Annotated in this window: 15 protein-coding genes and 1 pseudogene; 9 read left to right on the top strand and 7 right to left on the bottom strand. The window is 68.0% G+C overall.

Going from position 1 to position 14,792, the window contains the following annotated elements:
* Positions 1-61 precede the first annotated feature (61 nt).
* A complete protein-coding gene (locus ROSELON_RS09070) occupies positions 62-1,129 on the bottom strand; it encodes a YeeE/YedE family protein (protein WP_025312093.1) in 1,068 nt (355 codons plus the stop codon).
* Positions 1,130-1,488: 359 nt separating this feature from the next.
* Between ROSELON_RS09070 and ROSELON_RS09065 the strand changes: the two genes are divergently transcribed.
* Genes ROSELON_RS09065 through ROSELON_RS09055 form a run of 3 tightly spaced genes read left to right on the top strand, consistent with a single transcriptional unit; the run spans position 1,489 to position 3,905 of the window.
* On the top strand, positions 1,489-2,220 hold the full coding sequence (locus tag ROSELON_RS09065) for a DUF484 family protein (protein ID WP_025312092.1): 732 nt from the start codon (positions 1,489-1,491) through the stop codon (positions 2,218-2,220).
* 4 nt (positions 2,221-2,224) lie between these two features.
* A complete protein-coding gene (locus ROSELON_RS09060; protein WP_025312091.1) occupies positions 2,225-3,160 on the top strand; it encodes a tyrosine recombinase XerC in 936 nt (311 codons plus the stop codon).
* Between the two features lie 52 nt (positions 3,161-3,212).
* Positions 3,213-3,905 (top strand): CDP-alcohol phosphatidyltransferase family protein, encoded by a 693-nt coding sequence (locus ROSELON_RS09055; RefSeq protein WP_025312090.1) that lies wholly within the window; start codon positions 3,213-3,215, stop codon positions 3,903-3,905.
* On the opposite strand, the gene ROSELON_RS09050 is transcribed toward ROSELON_RS09055, so the two are convergent.
* The 4 genes from ROSELON_RS09050 to ROSELON_RS09035 all read right to left on the bottom strand — a co-directional run bounded on the left by ROSELON_RS09050 (position 3,902) and on the right by ROSELON_RS09035 (position 6,853).
* Positions 3,902-4,168 (bottom strand): hypothetical protein, encoded by a 267-nt coding sequence (locus ROSELON_RS09050; protein ID WP_038650342.1) that lies wholly within the window; start codon positions 4,166-4,168, stop codon positions 3,902-3,904. The two genes, ROSELON_RS09055 and ROSELON_RS09050, sit on opposite strands and share 4 nt — an antisense overlap.
* A gap of 77 nt (positions 4,169-4,245) precedes the next feature.
* On the bottom strand, positions 4,246-5,043 hold the full coding sequence (locus ROSELON_RS09045; protein ID WP_025312088.1) for an inositol monophosphatase family protein: 798 nt from the start codon (positions 5,041-5,043) through the stop codon (positions 4,246-4,248).
* Between the two features lie 128 nt (positions 5,044-5,171).
* Complete coding sequence (locus tag ROSELON_RS09040) at positions 5,172-5,951, bottom strand: glycerophosphodiester phosphodiesterase family protein (protein ID WP_025312087.1); 780 nt, start codon at positions 5,949-5,951, stop codon at positions 5,172-5,174.
* On the bottom strand, positions 5,948-6,853 hold the full coding sequence (locus tag ROSELON_RS09035) for a LysR family transcriptional regulator (protein WP_025312086.1): 906 nt from the start codon (positions 6,851-6,853) through the stop codon (positions 5,948-5,950). Before ROSELON_RS09035 ends, ROSELON_RS09040 begins: the two co-directional genes overlap by 4 nt.
* 93 nt (positions 6,854-6,946) lie before the next feature.
* Here ROSELON_RS09035 and metF point away from each other — a divergent pair, with 93 nt between their 5' ends.
* The 5 genes from metF (at position 6,947) to ROSELON_RS09010 (ending at position 12,133) form a co-directional block, all read left to right on the top strand.
* Complete coding sequence (metF, locus tag ROSELON_RS09030; protein ID WP_025312085.1) at positions 6,947-7,813, top strand: methylenetetrahydrofolate reductase [NAD(P)H]; 867 nt, start codon at positions 6,947-6,949, stop codon at positions 7,811-7,813.
* Between the two features lie 225 nt (positions 7,814-8,038).
* Positions 8,039-9,229 (top strand): aspartate aminotransferase family protein, encoded by a 1,191-nt coding sequence (locus ROSELON_RS09025; RefSeq protein ID WP_025312084.1) that lies wholly within the window; start codon positions 8,039-8,041, stop codon positions 9,227-9,229.
* A gap of 34 nt (positions 9,230-9,263) precedes the next feature.
* A complete protein-coding gene (gene argF, locus ROSELON_RS09020; RefSeq protein WP_025312083.1) occupies positions 9,264-10,190 on the top strand; it encodes an ornithine carbamoyltransferase in 927 nt (308 codons plus the stop codon).
* A gap of 46 nt (positions 10,191-10,236) precedes the next feature.
* A complete protein-coding gene (locus ROSELON_RS09015; RefSeq protein WP_025312082.1) occupies positions 10,237-11,202 on the top strand; it encodes an alpha/beta hydrolase in 966 nt (321 codons plus the stop codon).
* Complete coding sequence (locus ROSELON_RS09010) at positions 11,195-12,133, top strand: DMT family transporter (protein ID WP_025312081.1); 939 nt, start codon at positions 11,195-11,197, stop codon at positions 12,131-12,133. Before ROSELON_RS09015 ends, ROSELON_RS09010 begins: the two co-directional genes overlap by 8 nt.
* Here the strand turns inward: ROSELON_RS09010 and ROSELON_RS09005 are convergent.
* Together ROSELON_RS09005 and ROSELON_RS09000 are read right to left on the bottom strand one after the other, a co-directional pair.
* Positions 12,111-13,163, bottom strand: a complete 1,053-nt coding sequence (locus ROSELON_RS09005) for a serine hydrolase domain-containing protein (protein ID WP_025312080.1) — start codon at positions 13,161-13,163, stop codon at positions 12,111-12,113. The two genes, ROSELON_RS09010 and ROSELON_RS09005, sit on opposite strands and share 23 nt — an antisense overlap.
* A gap of 38 nt (positions 13,164-13,201) precedes the next feature.
* Positions 13,202-13,989 (bottom strand): annotated as a pseudogene (locus ROSELON_RS09000) (ABC transporter permease).
* 180 nt (positions 13,990-14,169) lie between these two features.
* Here ROSELON_RS09000 and ROSELON_RS08995 point away from each other — a divergent pair.
* Complete coding sequence (locus ROSELON_RS08995) at positions 14,170-14,784, top strand: GcrA family cell cycle regulator (RefSeq protein WP_025312079.1); 615 nt, start codon at positions 14,170-14,172, stop codon at positions 14,782-14,784.
* Positions 14,785-14,792: the final 8 nt, after the last annotated feature.

The following is a 14,792-nucleotide window of genomic DNA, read 5'->3' as shown; positions in this document are numbered from 1 at the left end:
TCGGTGGAAACGAACAGGGCGGCCGATCGGCCGCCCTTTTTGGTTGCCGCAGCGCTGCGGGTTATTCGGCCGGAACAGCCCCGTGATCGGTGCGCGGCTGGCCGCCGACCCGCGCCTCGACAACCCCCGCGCCCCACATGCCCGCGACGATCGACACCAACGCCAGGATTGCCGCAACCGACAGGGTCGGCACACCGGCCAGCCCGGCGCCCACGGTGCAGCCGCCGGCCAGAACGCCGCCCACACCCATCAGCGCCGACCCCGACAGGGTGCGCCCCATCTGAACGGGGCTGCTGAACGCCTCCCAGGCAAAGCGGCGCGCTGCGATGGCCGCGACGAGCGCTCCTGCCAGCACACCGCCGATCAGACCCACGCCGAACCCCGGCTCGATCAGGCTGGCCGCGACACCCCAGAACAGGGAATCGGCCCAGGGCTTGGTAAAGGACAAGCTTTCCAGCGCGATCGGGTCGAACTCGTCATGAAGGACGAAGCCGGTCCCGACCCAGCCCAAGGGGGCCAACGTCCCCAACAGGGCTGCGCCCGCCAACAGCCAAGCCCCCGCGCCCGAGCGCCACGCAACCACCAGCGCCGCGGCCGCCAGGAGCGCGGCCCAAACCGTGGCGCCCCCCGGCAGCGCCCCAAGCCCGACCTGTGCGCCCAGATCGACCGTCATGGCCGACAGGCCGCTGCGCAGCGGCGCAAGGGCCCCTTGAAGGGTCGCGTGGGCAAAGACCGCAAAGACCAGCAAAGCCGTCAGCGCCCGCAGATTGCCCGCCCCGCCGAGCACCGTCAGCCGCGAGATGCAGCCCCGCGCCAGCACAGCGCCCACCCCGAACAGCAGACCGCCCACAGTGATGCCTGCGACGGGCAGCGCCGAGACGTGGAACCTGTGCGCATCGAACGAGACCCAGCCGAGCGCGACAGCGGCCTGCGTCCCGAGGATCGAAACCGCCAGCGCCATGGCCCAGACGCCGCGCGCCGATGCACGCTCTTCGACAGGGCCGACCACCGCGCGCCGCAAGCAGAACTGCGTCAGCTGCGCCAGGGCACCGAAGGCGAGGCCAAGGGCAAGCCCAAGCCACAGGGCGGCCGCGCGCGGCGACATTTCCAGACCAAGGGTTTCGTACATGTGTCTCTCCGGAAGATCGGGGGTGGCGAAGCAGTCTCCGGGCGGCATGTAGACGGTCTGATCCGTCCCGCAAGCGCGCCCCGAAGGACACCGTTCGCCTGCTCCGCAAGGCTGCAGAACATCCGTTCTTCAGCCCTGGCACCGAGGCGACCCGGAAAGAGCGTTCCCCCGGAATTGCGGATCGCGCGGACCTGTTTGGCACCACAGCCCGGTGGCGTGGCACCGCCCTCGGGGCACTACTGCAACAACGGCCTGCAACCACCTCTGTCCATGGCAAAAAAACTGGCCCGACGCGGCCAGCCCATGCTATGTGCGGCGGTAACACGGTGTGAAACCGACCAAAGACACGAGGCAGACCAGTGAGCAGCGAACAGGCCGGGGCGCAGCCCGGATATTTTGACGATTGGCGCGAACGTGTGATCTCGGACCCCGAGTTGATCCTCGAGGACCGCGACCTGATGCGGGCGCTGATCTCGGCCAATGACCGCCAGATGGGCGGCAATATCGTGGACATGCGCGGCATCGCGATGGAGCGGCTGCAGAACCGGCTCGACCGGCTCGAGGATACGCACCGCTCGGTCATCGCGGCGGCTTATGAAAACCTGGCCGGCACCAACCAGGTGCATCGCGCCATCCTCAGCCTCATGGATCAGCGGGATTTCACCGAGTTCCTCAAGGCGCTCGGGACGGATGTGGCCGGGATCCTGCGGGTCGATCGCATGCGGCTGGTGCTCGAATCCGCCGAAGCGACCGAAACCGAGGCCCCGCGCGTGCAGAAGCTCGAGGATGTGCTGACGGTCGTCGCCCCCGGTTTCGTCGAAAGCTATGTCACCGGCGGGCGCGACATTCCCCACAAACAGGTGACATTGCGCCAGGTGGGCACGGGGTGTCAGCGGATCTTTGGCGAGGAAGCCGCCACATGGATCAAGTCCGAGGCGCTTTTGCTGCTGGATCTGGGGCCGGGGCGGCTGCCCGGGCTGCTGGTCATGGGGGCCGAGGACCCGCACCAGTTCCGCCCCAGCCAGGGCACCGATCTGCTGACCTTCTTCACCGGGGTGTTCGAACGCCTGATGCGGGGATGGCTGGACTGAGGCGATGAGCCTTGCGCTTTCCCCCGTTCTGCGCGACCTGCTTGAGGGCTGGTTGACCCATGAACGCGCGATCAAGGGCGCGTCCGGGGCGACGGTGGCCGCCTATGGCGCGGATGTCGGCGGGTTTCTGGTTTTTCAGGCCGAGCATCTCGGCGGGAACGCGACGCCCGCCGCCCTGCGTCGGCTTGGCCCGCGCGAGATGCGGGCGTGGATGGCGGGACAGCGCGCGCGCGGTGTGGGCGCCAGATCATTGGCCCGGCGCCTGTCCGCGGTGAAGGGCTTCTACAAATGGTGGGCGGAGCGGGACGGGTTCGACGCCTCGGCGATCTTGTCCATGCGCGCGCCGAAACACCAGCGCCGCCTGCCCCGCCCCCTGACCGAGGAGGGCGCCAGCGACATGATCGCTAGCGTTGGCGAACAGGACGCGCGCGACTGGGTCTCGGCCCGCGATGTTGCGGTGGTGACCCTGCTTTACGGATGTGGCCTGCGGGTTTCCGAGGCCCTGGGATTGGACGGCGGCCTCATCCCCCTGCCCGAGGCGCTGCGCATTCGTGGCAAGGGCGGCAAGGACCGGGATTTGCCCGTCCTGCCGGCGGCGCGGGCCGCCGTCGACCGCTACGCGGCGCTGTGCCCGCATGATCTGTCGCCGGGGACGCCGCTGTTTCGCGGCATTCGCGGCGGCGCCCTCGGCCCGCGGGCCGTGGCCCGCGTGATGGAGAAGGCACGCCTGCAACTGGGGTTGCCGGCAAGTGCGACGCCGCATGCGATGCGCCACAGCTTCGCCACCCATCTGCTGAATGCCGGGGGCGACCTGCGCGCGATCCAGGATTTGCTGGGCCATGCATCGCTTTCGACGACACAGGCCTACACCGCGGTGGACAGCACCCGCCTGCTCGAGGTCTATGCCGCGGCCCACCCATCGGCCCGCAAGCGCCCGTGACCTGTCACAGGACGGTTGCATGTGCCGCGCCAAGCGGGCATCACGACAGCCCATGACACCACGCTTGCAGGCTCTGTCCGTTCACCTCTTCACGGCCCTTGGCGCGGCCCTCGCCATGCTGGCCCTTCACGAGGCGTTCGAGCGCGATTGGGCGATGATGGCCATCTGGCTGGCCGTGGCCTTTGTCGTGGACGGCATCGACGGGCCCCTGGCGCGCAGCGTCGACGTCAAGCGCAATTTCGCCGAAATCGACGGCGTGTTGATGGATCTTATCATCGACTTCCTGACCTATGTCGTCATTCCGGCCTACGCGCTTTATGCCTCGGGCCTCTTGCCGGGATGGGCGGGCTGGATCGCGGTTCTGACCATTCCGGTGGCCAGCGTCCTGTATTTCTCGGACACGCGCATGAAAACGGCGGACAACAGTTTCGCGGGCTTCCCCGGCTGCTGGAACATGGTGGTTCTGGCCCTGCTGGTGGTCACGCCGCCCTGGTGGGTCACGGCGGGGCTGGTCGTTTTGCTGAGCGTGGCGATGTTCCTGCCGCTGAAATTCATCCACCCGGTACGGACGGATCGGTGGCGCTGGCTGTCGCTGCCGGTGGCGCTGGTCTGGACGGGGGGCATCGCCTGGGCGGCCTGGATCGGCTTTGCCTCGAATCCGGCGCTGACAATGACGGTGGCAATCACCTCGGTCTATCTGCTGTTGGCCGGGATCGTGCAGCAGGTGGTCCCGCAACGGCGCTAGCCGCCTTCGCCCACCCCGTCGCCGGCGGCCTGTGCGGCCTGTTCGGCGCGAAACGCATCCCAGTCCTCGAACCGCGCGCGCAGGGGGATGTCGCCCAATCGCTCGGAAATCCGCGTGGCAAGGTCCTCGACCCCGGCCGACACCTCCGAGATCACGGCCAGCCCCAGCGCCACGCTCGCGGCGGTCATCACCACCCAATCGACCGCAACGGCGCCGCTGTCGCAGCGCAGAAACCCCCTGCAATGGTCAACCACACGATCCATGCGGGCCCAATACCGGCCGATTCGGTCGTTTCTGTGGCCCAAGTGCTCGAACGGGGGGGCGCCCCGGCCGGCAGGGGTCAGTCGCCGCGATCGCGGATAATCTTGGAAAAACTGTCGAAAATCGGTTCCGAGGCGGCCAGGACATGGCCATCGGTCAGCACGTCCTGCCCCTCGCGGATCGGTTGGACCAGGCCGCCCGCTTCCTTGACCAGCAAGATCCCCGCGGCGACATCCCAGGCGTCCAGGCCGCGTTCCCAATAGCCGTCATAGCGGCCCGCCGCGACATAGGCGAGATCCAGCGCGGCCGAGCCCCAGCGCCGCACGCCTGCGCAGGTCGGCATCAACCGCGCGAGATCCTGCAAGGTGGCGGGCAGATACTTGCCGCCGCCAAAGGGCACACCCGTGGCAAAGACCGACTCGATCAATCGGTTGCGGCCCGAGACACGCAAACGCTGGCTGTCATTCAGCCAGGCACCGGCCCCTTTCTCGGCATAGAACATCTCGTCCTTGGCCGGATCATAAACGACGCCCGCGACGATCTCGCCCTTGTGTTCCAGGGCGATGGACACCGCCCAATGCGGCATGCCGTGCAGAAAGTTCGTAGTGCCGTCCAGCGGATCGACGATCCAGCGCCGCGTCGGATCCTTGCCTTCGATCTCGGTACCTTCCTCGCCGAGGAAGCCGTAATTTGGGCGGGCCTCCATCAACTCGCTGCGGATGATCTCTTCGGCGGCGCGATCGGCGCGGCTGACGAAATCGCCGGGACCCTTGGAGGAGACCTGCAGGTTCTCGACCTCGCGGAAGTCCTTGACGAGGCTGCGCGCGGCCTTGCGCGCGGTCTTGATCATCACATTGAGATTGGCGGAGCCTTGCATCGTCTCGATCCTTCGCAAACTGCCCGCGCGCCATAGCCGAGCGCGCAGGGCTTGCCAAGGGTCCGTCCTGATCGAGGCGCGCGCGATCCGGGCAAAGCGGGCCCGGCAGACGCGATGCGCCGAACCCGTCAGCGCGTGCCCGCCCGGCCCGTCCATTGCCCCCGGCGGTCCAGCACATCGCGCAAGACGGTGGGGCGATCGGTCATGATGGCGTGGACGCCCAGATCCAGCAGCCGCGCCATCTCGACCGGGTCGTCGACCGTCCAGACCTGGATGTCGATCCCCCGCGCGGTCGCCGCGCGCAGGACCCCCGGCGTCACCACCGGAATGCCCCGGAACACCGGCGGCACCTGCGCCACGGCAAAGCCGGGCCGGCGCATCGGGAGACCCTGACCCGCCAGCCACAGCGCCAGAACACCCGCCTGTCCGGGCGACCAGCACAGGCCAGGCCCCAGCATCGCGCGGATCGCCGCCGTCCGCTTGACCGCGAAGGACCCCACACAGACCCGCGCCAGCGCGTCGGCCCGGCGGATCACCTCGGCCAGCGGCGCGGCGACGCGGTCGCATTTCAACTCGAAGGTGACATGCAGATCGGGAAATGAGGCCAGAACCTCCTCCGCCCGCGGGATCGCGGCGCCGCCATGGGTGCGGATGCGGGCGATGTCGGACCAGTCCAGATCGGCGATGCGCGCCGTCTCGCCGGTCATCCGCGCGAAACTCGGGTCGTGATGGATCACGGCGACCCCGTCGCGGGTGGCGTGCACGTCGGTCTCGATATGGGTGAACCCAAGATCGACCGCGCGGGCGAAGGCCTCCATCGTGTTTTCCTCGGCCTCGCGCGCGCCGCCGCGGTGGGCCACCGCGGTGGGCGTCGGATGGTCGAGAAAGGGGTGCCGCGCGCCGGTCATGCGCGTTGCAACTTGGGCGGTATGGTGCGGCACAGGCGCAGCACATGCGCCATGAACGGTTTCGAGGTGTCGTCGGCCCGTGTCGCGCCATACATGCGCCGGGTCAACCCGGCCTCGGTCAGCGGGCGCGTCACGATCGACTCTGGCGTGCGCGGGTCGCGCACGACCCAGTCGGGCAAAACCGCCACACCCCGCCCCGAGGCCACAAGCAGCATCATCACGGCCGAAAGTTCGACCTGCCGGATGCTGCGTGGTTCGACCCCCGCCGGAAACAACAGCGCGCTGAACACGTCGAGGCGCGCACGCTCCATCGGGTAGGTGATCAGCGTCTGATCCTCGAAATCCTCGGCGGAGATGTAGTCCTTTTTCGCAAGCGGATGATCCCGGGCGCAGACGAAAACGGGCTCGTAATCGAACAGCGGGGTGAAATCGACGCCGGGCAGATCCTCGGGATCGGCCGAGATCACCAGATCGACCTCTTCGCGCAACAGGGCGGGCAGCGCCTCGAATTGCAGGCCGGGGCGGATATCGACATCGACATCGCCCCAGGCGAGGCGAAACGCCTCGAGAACCGGCAGCAGCCAGTCGAAACAGGCATGGCATTCGATCGCGATATGCAGCCGCCCGGTCTTGCCCGAGCGCAGACCTTCGAATTCCTCCTGGACGGCTGCAATGCGTGGCAGGACGTCCTCGGCCAGGCGCAAGAGCTTCAGTCCGGCGGGCGACAACCGCATCGGTTTCGAGCGGCGGACGAACAACTCGAGTCCGGCCTGATCCTCCAGCCCCTTGATCTGGTGGCTGAGCGCGGATTGCGTGATGTGCAGACGCTCGGCCGCCCGCGCCAATCCGCCTTCTTCATGGATGGCCTTGATCGTGCGAAGATGTCGGAACTCGAGATGCATATGCGGCTCATGTTGATGATGAGTTTTATGAATTTGTCGCAACCATCCGCATATGCGACAAAGCTGGACGAGAAATCAAGGATCCCGATCGCCATGACCCCGCCTCGCGTCTCGTTCGAGTTTTTCCCGCCCAAATCGCTGGAGGCGTCGTTCCGCTTGTGGGAGACACTCGGCGTCCTGGCCCCGCTGGCCCCGGAATTCGTATCGGTCACCTATGGCGCCGGCGGGACCACGCGCGCGCTGACCCATGATGCGGTCAAGACGATCCACAAGCATTACGGCGTGCCGGTGGCCGCGCATCTGACCTGCGTGGACGCGACCCGCGCCGAGACGCTGGAGATCGCCGAAAGCTACGCCCAGGCCGGCGTGACGCAGATCGTGGCCCTGCGCGGCGACCCGCCTCAGGGCCAGGGCACGTTCACGCCCCATCCCGACGGGTTCGCCAGTTCCATCGAGTTGATCGAGGCCCTGGCAGACACCGGCAAGTTCACCCTGCGCGTCGGCGCCTATCCCGACCCCCACCCCGAGGCGGAGGGCCTGCAGGCCTGTGTCGACTACCTCAAGCGCAAGATCGACGCCGGTGCGCACGAGGCGATCACGCAGTTCTTCTTCGAGGCGGACGCCTATTTCCGCTTTCGCGATGCCTGTGCCGATGCGGGCATCACGGCCAGGATCATCCCAGGCATCCTGCCCGTGAACAACTGGACCCGCGTGCGCCGCTTTGCCGAGGCCACGGGCGCGGTGATCCCGGCCTGGGTGGACGAGGCTTATGACAAGGCCATTCGCGACGGGCGCGAGACGCTGCTGTCGACCAGCCTGTGCGCCGAGCTGTGCAGCACGCTGATGGAAGGCGGTGTCGAGGACCTGCATTTCTACACGCTCAACACGCCGGACCTGACGCGCGATGTTTGCGCCGCGCTTGGCGTGACGCAACCGGTGGACCTGTCCGAAGTCGCGTGAAAGAACGGTTTTCCTGACGGATTTCGCCGCGCTTTCAGCGCGTCGACCCGCGCGGGGGCTCTGCCCCCGCACCCCCGGAGTTTTTCCGCCAAGATGAAGGGGCATGTCCGTGGGCGGTGTCTTCATCAGGCGCGGCACTTGACCCCATCACCGTCTCTGAATTGACTTCGCGACAGGCCTCGGGCAAGCCGGGGCCTTCACATGGTCAACCCCAGGAGACAGAAGATGATCTCGCCGGTTCTGCCAAGCTATGCGCGCGCGCCGCTTTCCTTCGTCAAGGGCGAGGGGTCTTGGATGATCGAGGCCGACGGACGACGTTTCCTGGATTTCGGGTCCGGCATCGCGGTGATGGCGCTGGGTCATGGTCACCCGGCGCTCGTGGACGCGCTCAAGGCGCAGGCCGACAAGCTGTGGCATACCTCGAACCTTTACACCGTGCCCGAGCAGGTGGCGCTGGCCGAGCGGCTGGTCGAGCATACATTCGCCGACACGGTGTTCTTTTGCAATTCGGGGACCGAGGCGGCGGAACTGGCCATCAAGATGGCCCGCAAATACTGGCACGAAAGCGGTCAGCCCGAGCGGTCGACCATCCTGACCTTCGACGGGGCCTTTCACGGCCGGTCGATGGCCGCGATCTCGGCGGCCGGGTCGGAAAAGCTGACCAAGGGGTTCGGTCCGCTGCTTGAGGGGTTCGAGCATCTGCCCTTCGGCGATCATGACGCCCTGCGCGCGGCCGCCGCCCAGCCCCATGTCGGCGCCATCATGGTCGAGCCCGTCCAGGGCGAAAGCGGCATCCGCCCGCTGCCCGATCAATGTCTGAAAGGGCTGCGCGATCTGTGCGACGAACACGGGCTGCTCTTGATCCTCGACGAGATCCAGTGCGGCATGGGCCGCACCGGTCGCCTTTTCGCCCATGAATGGGCCGGGATCGCGCCGGACATCATGCTGGTGGCCAAGGGGATCGGCGGCGGCTATCCGCTGGGCGCGCTGCTGGCCACCGAGGGCGCCGCCAAGGGCATGACGGCGGGCACGCATGGCTCGACCTATGGGGGCAACCCGCTGGGATGCGCCGTGGGCGCGGCGGTGATGGACGAGGTCACCCGCGAGGGGTTTCTCGACGAGGTGAACCGCAAGGCGGGGCTCTTGCGCCAGAAGCTGGAGGGGCTGGTCGCGGCCCATCCCGAGGTTTTCGACGAGGTGCGCGGCGCGGGCCTGATGATCGGGGTGAAGTGCAAGGTCACGAATACCGACATGGTTCAAGCCGGCTACGAGGCCGAGGTTCTGACCGTGCCGGGCGGCGACAACGTCATCCGCGTGTTGCCCGCGCTGACCATTTCCGAGGACGAGATCGCCGAGGGCGTCGCGCGGCTGGACGCCGCGGCCTCGGCGCTCGAACGACAGGGCGCGCCCGCCTGACCCCTCGCCCCCAATAGATGAAAAGACCGTTCCGATGACCCATTTCCTCGATATCGACAAGACAGACCCGGCCGACCTGCGGGCCATGATCGACCAGGCCGCCACGATGAAGCAGGCCCGCGCCGGTCGCCCCAAGGGCGCCCCCGATGACGACCAGCCCCTGAAGGACCGCATGGTGGCGCTGATTTTCGAGAAACCCTCGACCCGCACGCGCGTCAGCTTTGACGTCGGCACGCGGCAGATGGGCGGGCAGACCATGGTCCTGTCGGGCAGCGAGATGCAGCTTGGCCATGGCGAAACGATCGCCGACACCGCCCGCGTGCTGTCGCGCTACGTGGATCTGATCATGATCCGCACCTTCGAGGATGACGTGCTGCTGGAACTGGCCGAGCATGCCAGCGTGCCCGTCATCAACGGCCTGACCAATCGCAGCCACCCCTGCCAGATCATGGCCGATATCCTGACCTACGAGGAACATCGCGGCCCCATCGCGGGCAAGAAGGTCACGTGGTGCGGGGACGGCAACAACGTCTTTGCCAGCTTCGCCCATGCCGCCGGGCAGTTCGGCTTCGACCTGACCTTTGCCGGCCCGGAAACGCTGGACCCCGAGATGACCTTCATCGAGGAGGCGCGCGCCAAAGGGTCGAAGGTCGAGATCATCCGCGACCCCGCACGCGCGGTCGAGGGGGCCGATCTGGTCGTGACCGACACCTGGGTCAGCATGCATGACAGCCAGTCGGCCAAGGAGCGCCGCCACAACCAGTTGCGCCCCTACCAGGTGAATGCGCAGTTGATGGCGCATGCGAAACCCGACGCGCTGTTCATGCATTGCCTGCCCGCCCATCGCGGCGAGGAAGTCACGAACGAGGTGATGGACGGCCCGCAATCGGTGATTTTCGACGAGGCCGAGAACCGCCTGCACGCGCAAAAGGCGGTCATGCGGTGGTGCCTCGGCCTGTGAGGTCGCTGACCTGTCCTGCCCGGCTCGACGCAGCGCGTGGGCACCCATGGTCCGTTTGATCCTGACCCTGATCGCCCTTTTGGCGTCGCCCGTTGCGGCCGAGACCCGCGAGATCGCGGCCGAAGGGCCCGCCGGCCGGCTGGCCGGAACGCTCGAAACCCCGCAGGGCGTGGCGCAGGCCGCCGCGCTGATCCTGCCCGGATCGGGCCCGACGGATCGCGACGGGAACAACCCGTTGGGCAGTTTCGCGCACAGCTACCGCATGCTGGCCGAGGCGCTGGCCGAGCGCGGCATCGCCACGGCCCGGATCGACAAGCGCGGCATCGGCGACAGCGACGGCGATGGCAACGATGTCAGCCTTGCGGCCTATCGCGCCGACACGGCGGCGTGGGTCGCCACCCTGCTGGATGCCACCGGGGCACCCTGCATCTGGCTGATCGGCCATTCCGAGGGGGCGCTGCTGGCCATCGACGCGGCAGGGCTGCCCGACATTTGCGGCCTTGTCCTGCTGACACCCCCCGGACGCCCCATTGGCGCGCTGGTGCGCGACCAACTGGCCGCGCAACCCGCCTCAGCGCCGCTCGTCCCCCTCTTCGACCGGGCGCTCGCGGCGCTTTTGGCGGGCGAGGCGCCCGATCCGGCCAGCCTGCATCCCGGCCTTGCGCCGCTGTTCGCCCCCGAGGTGCGGGCCTATTTCCGAGAGCTGGCTCAGTTCGACCCGGCGGCGGCTTTGGCCGGGACCGACCTGCCCGTCCTGATGATCCACGGCGATGCCGACCTGCAGGTGCCCCCGTCCGAGGCCGCCCCGCTGGCCGCGGCGCGCCCGGATGCCACGCGCCTGACGCTCGGGGGGCTGAGCCACATGCTCAAATCCGTCCTGACGCTGTCCGAGGCCGGGTCGGTCGCCGCCTATCTGCAGGCCAACATGCGCAGCTACCGCGACCCGACCTTGCCGCTGCATGACGATCTCGTCCCCGCGATCACCGATTTCATCGGGGCGGCCCGTGACTGAACCGCAGGCCCCGCAGACCGCCATTCCGCCGGCGGCGATCACGCCGACGGGCCCCGCGCCGAACCCCGGTCTGGCGGTTCTGCTGATGATCTGTGCGACCGCCTTCATCGCGGCGACGACCCTTCTGGCCAAGGCGCTTGGCACCGAGGCTCTGGGCGACCCGCTGCACCCGCTGCAGGTCAGCCACGGGCGGTTTCTGTTCGCTTGGATCGCCATCGCGACCACACTGGCCGTGCTGCGCCCGCGCCTGATCCGGCCCGATTGGGCGCACCATGTGGGGCGTACATTGTGTGGCTGGGGTGGGGTTTCGCTGATGTTCGCCGCCGCTGCGATGATCCCGCTGTCGGATGCCACGGCCATCAGTTTCCTGAACCCCGTGTTCGGCATGATCCTGGCCATTCCGTTTCTGGGCGAGACGGTGGGCAAATGGCGCTGGCTGGCCGCGGCCATCGCCTTTGCCGGGGCGATGATCCTGATCCGTCCGGGGACCGAGGCGATGCAGCCCGGCGCCCTGCTGGCCCTAGGCGCGGCGCTGTGCCTTGGGTTCGAACTGATCTTCATCAAGCGGCTCTCGGGCCGCGAGGGGCCGCTGCAGATCCTGTTCATCAACAACTCGCTGGGGCTGGTCATAGCCAGCCTCGCGGTCCTCGCGGTCTGGCAGCCGCCCAGCCCGGCGCAATGGGCCGCGCTGGCCGGCCTGGGCCTGGCCATGGCTTGCGCGCAAGCCTGTTTCGTCAATGCGATGGCGCGCGCCGATGCCAGTTTCGTGACGCCGTTTTCCTACCTGACGCTGGTCTTTGCCGCGCTTTACGATGGCGTGATCTTTGGTGTCCTTCCGACACCCCTCAGCGTGGCGGGGGCCAGCATCATCATTGCGGGTGCGGCCCTTCTGGCGTGGCGCGAGCAGGTCAATCGCCGCAAGCGAGCCTGAGCACCGCATCCCCCGCCGCGCCCACCGGCCCGTCGACCAGCCCCATGGCCGCTGCGTTCACCGCGACGAACCCGGCGCAGCCCCGCGCGGGATCGACACGGGCATTGGCAAACCACATCGTGTTCGAGCCCGAGTGCCGCAGGATGCCATCCACCGCGACCCAGCCCAGGGCGTAACTACCGGGGCCATCCGCGCGGTGCAGGCGCGCCCAACTCTCTGCCGACAGGAAATCGGGGTCGCGCCGTGCATGGGCCGCCAGATAGCGCAGCATGTCCGGCGTCGAGACATGCACCCGGCCCGCCGGCCCCAGCGCCGAGATGTTGTCGGCGCGCGGTCCGGGCGGCACCGGGCGCGGCCCGCCCAGCAGGCTCATGCGGTGCCCGGCGGGCTGTGCGCCCAAGGGGGGGCCGAACCCTGCGCTGTCCATGCCGAGCGGCCGGAAGACATGCTCTGAAATCAGCATCTCCCACGGGGCGCCGCCGGCCACCTCGAGCAGGGCGCCGGCCACGACATAGCCTGCGTTCGAGTAGTGAAATCCACCGCGGGCGGGGCGCGGCGCCTGCCCCACAACCTTCGCCACATAGGCCGATCGCGGGCCATCGCCCAGCCGCAGGGCCGCCAACATCCCGAGATTGGCCCGCATCCCCGAGGCATGGCGCAACAGCTCTTCCAGCGTGACGTCGCGCCACTCCTGCCGCATGTCGGGAACGACTGGCCCAAGCACCGCGCCGATGGGGGTCGACCAATCGACCGCGCCCGCGTCAACCATACGGGCGGCCAGCGTCGCGGTCATGGATTTGGTCAACGACCCCAGATGCCACAGGTCCGCCGCCTCGACCGGCGCGTCCGCGTCGCTCCGCCTGACACCGGCGACGGCGACATCCTGGCCCCGTGGCGACACCCAGCCGACCGCGGCCCCCGGAATGGCGGGATGCCTGACCAGGGCCTGCGCGATATCGGGCAAATCGGCCTTGGCCGGCAGTGGGGCAAGACCCGCGAATAGGGCCGCAAGCAGAGCAGGCATGCGCATCGCCTCCACGTGGGATCCCACGGCCCTCGGGGCAAGCCTCAGCTTTTCAGACGCCACCCGCTGCGGAACCACGACCAGGCCAGGCCCCCGACGCCGGCGGTTGCGGCAAGGGCCACGAGAAACCCCTTTTCCGGGGCGCTGTCCGAAACGCCCAGAACGCCGAAACGCACCCCGTCGATCAGATAGAAGACGGGGTTCCAGTGGCTGAGCGTGTTCAACACGGGCGGCAGCGCCTCGATCGAATAAAAGGTCCCCGACAGAAAGCTGAGTGGGATCACGATGAAATTCGTGATCGCGGCGATCTGGTCGAATTTCTGCGCGATGATGCCCGCCACAAGCCCAAGCGCACCGAGAAACGCCGCGCCGAGCGCCACAAACGCCAATGCCCAGAGCGGATGCGCCACGCCGACCCCGACAATCGGAAACAGCACCACGGCAATCGCCAGGGCCACGAGAACACCGCGCGCCGACCCCCCCCACGAACGTAGCCGGTCACCAGTTCGCCCGCCGACAGGGGCGGCATCAGCGTGTCGACGATATTGCCCTGGACCTTGGAAATCACGATCGACGAGGACGTATTGGCAAAGGCGTTCTGGATCACCGTCATTGTCAGGATGCCGGGCGCGATGAAATGCAGGAAACTGACGCCCATCACCTCGCCCCGCTGCGGACCGATCGCGATCGAGAAGATCAGCATGAACAACCCCGCCGTCACCACAGGCGCCAGCAAGGTCTGCGTCCACACCGCCAGAAAGCGCATCGTCTCACGCCGGATCAGCGTGCCCAGGCCCAGCCAGTTGACGCGGCCAAAGCGTCGCACGCCCATGTCGCGCGCATGGGTCAGTCCTGTGTCATTCATCGGCTTGCCGTCCCCTTGTCAGTCCGTCGGCCCCCAGAGGTGCCTTGCCCTCGGGACATGGCAGCTTAGAATGGGGCTTTCAATATCGCGGCGCGCGGCCCATATGAGGCCTCGAGCCGGAAACGCGCGCAAAAGCGAGGAATACGCATGTCCTGGACCGAGGAACGGGTCGAGCTGCTAAAGAAGATGTGGGGCGAAGGTCAATCGGCAAGCCAGATCGCCAAGGAACTGGGCGGCGTCACCCGCAATGCCGTGATCGGCAAGGTGCATCGCCTCGGCCTGTCCAACCGTTCGGGCGGCGGCGGCACGACCGCCAAGGCGGCCCCTGCGAAAGACGCCGACGCCAAGCCGGCGGCCCCGAAACCGGCGAAGAAACCCGCGCCCGAGCCCACGCCCGAACCGGCCACGGCGGCTGAACCGGCGGCCAAGTCCGAGCCCAAACCCGAGCCCGCGCCGCGCCCCTCGAACGTGACCCCCCTGCGCAAGGCGATCGTGCCGGCGGGCCAGCCCCTGCCGCCGCAGCCCTCGGCCAATGAAATCAGCCCCGAGGCGCTGGCCAAGCAATCCGAGGTCGAACGCCACGCCAAGCGGCTGACCCTGATGGAGCTGACCGAGCGGACCTGCAAATGGCCCATCGGCGACCCCGCGACCGAGGATTTCTATTTCTGTGGCCTGCCCGTGCAACAGGGCAAACCCTATTGCGAGGCCCATGTCGGCGTCGCGTTCCAGCCCATGAGCAGCCGCCGCGACCGCAAGCGCTGAGCCACGGC

The organism is Roseibacterium elongatum DSM 19469, from assembly GCF_000590925.1.
In the GTDB taxonomy this organism is placed as follows: Bacteria; Pseudomonadota; Alphaproteobacteria; order Rhodobacterales; family Rhodobacteraceae; genus Roseibacterium; species Roseibacterium elongatum.
The sequence above is the reverse complement of the archived record's forward strand: the minus strand, read 5'-3'. Positions and strand labels throughout refer to the sequence as shown.

Coding starts and splice junctions, on each gene's coding strand:
- metF (WP_025312085.1), top strand. CDS start 6,947: ATGACCCCGCCTCGCGTCTCGTTCGAGTTTTTCCCGCCCAAATCGCTG.
- argF (WP_025312083.1), top strand. CDS start 9,264: ATGACCCATTTCCTCGATATCGACAAGACAGACCCGGCCGACCTGCGG.
- ROSELON_RS09055 (WP_025312090.1), top strand. CDS start 3,213: ATGACACCACGCTTGCAGGCTCTGTCCGTTCACCTCTTCACGGCCCTT.
- ROSELON_RS09050 (WP_038650342.1), bottom strand. CDS start 4,168: ATGGATCGTGTGGTTGACCATTGCAGGGGGTTTCTGCGCTGCGACAGC.
- ROSELON_RS09040 (WP_025312087.1), bottom strand. CDS start 5,951: ATGACCGGCGCGCGGCACCCCTTTCTCGACCATCCGACGCCCACCGCG.
- ROSELON_RS09015 (WP_025312082.1), top strand. CDS start 10,237: ATGGTCCGTTTGATCCTGACCCTGATCGCCCTTTTGGCGTCGCCCGTT.
- ROSELON_RS09005 (WP_025312080.1), bottom strand. CDS start 13,163: ATGCGCATGCCTGCTCTGCTTGCGGCCCTATTCGCGGGTCTTGCCCCA.
- ROSELON_RS09025 (WP_025312084.1), top strand. CDS start 8,039: ATGATCTCGCCGGTTCTGCCAAGCTATGCGCGCGCGCCGCTTTCCTTC.
- ROSELON_RS08995 (WP_025312079.1), top strand. CDS start 14,170: ATGTCCTGGACCGAGGAACGGGTCGAGCTGCTAAAGAAGATGTGGGGC.
- ROSELON_RS09045 (WP_025312088.1), bottom strand. CDS start 5,043: ATGCAAGGCTCCGCCAATCTCAATGTGATGATCAAGACCGCGCGCAAG.
- ROSELON_RS09070 (WP_025312093.1), bottom strand. CDS start 1,129: ATGTACGAAACCCTTGGTCTGGAAATGTCGCCGCGCGCGGCCGCCCTG.
- ROSELON_RS09035 (WP_025312086.1), bottom strand. CDS start 6,853: ATGCATCTCGAGTTCCGACATCTTCGCACGATCAAGGCCATCCATGAA.
- ROSELON_RS09060 (WP_025312091.1), top strand. CDS start 2,225: ATGAGCCTTGCGCTTTCCCCCGTTCTGCGCGACCTGCTTGAGGGCTGG.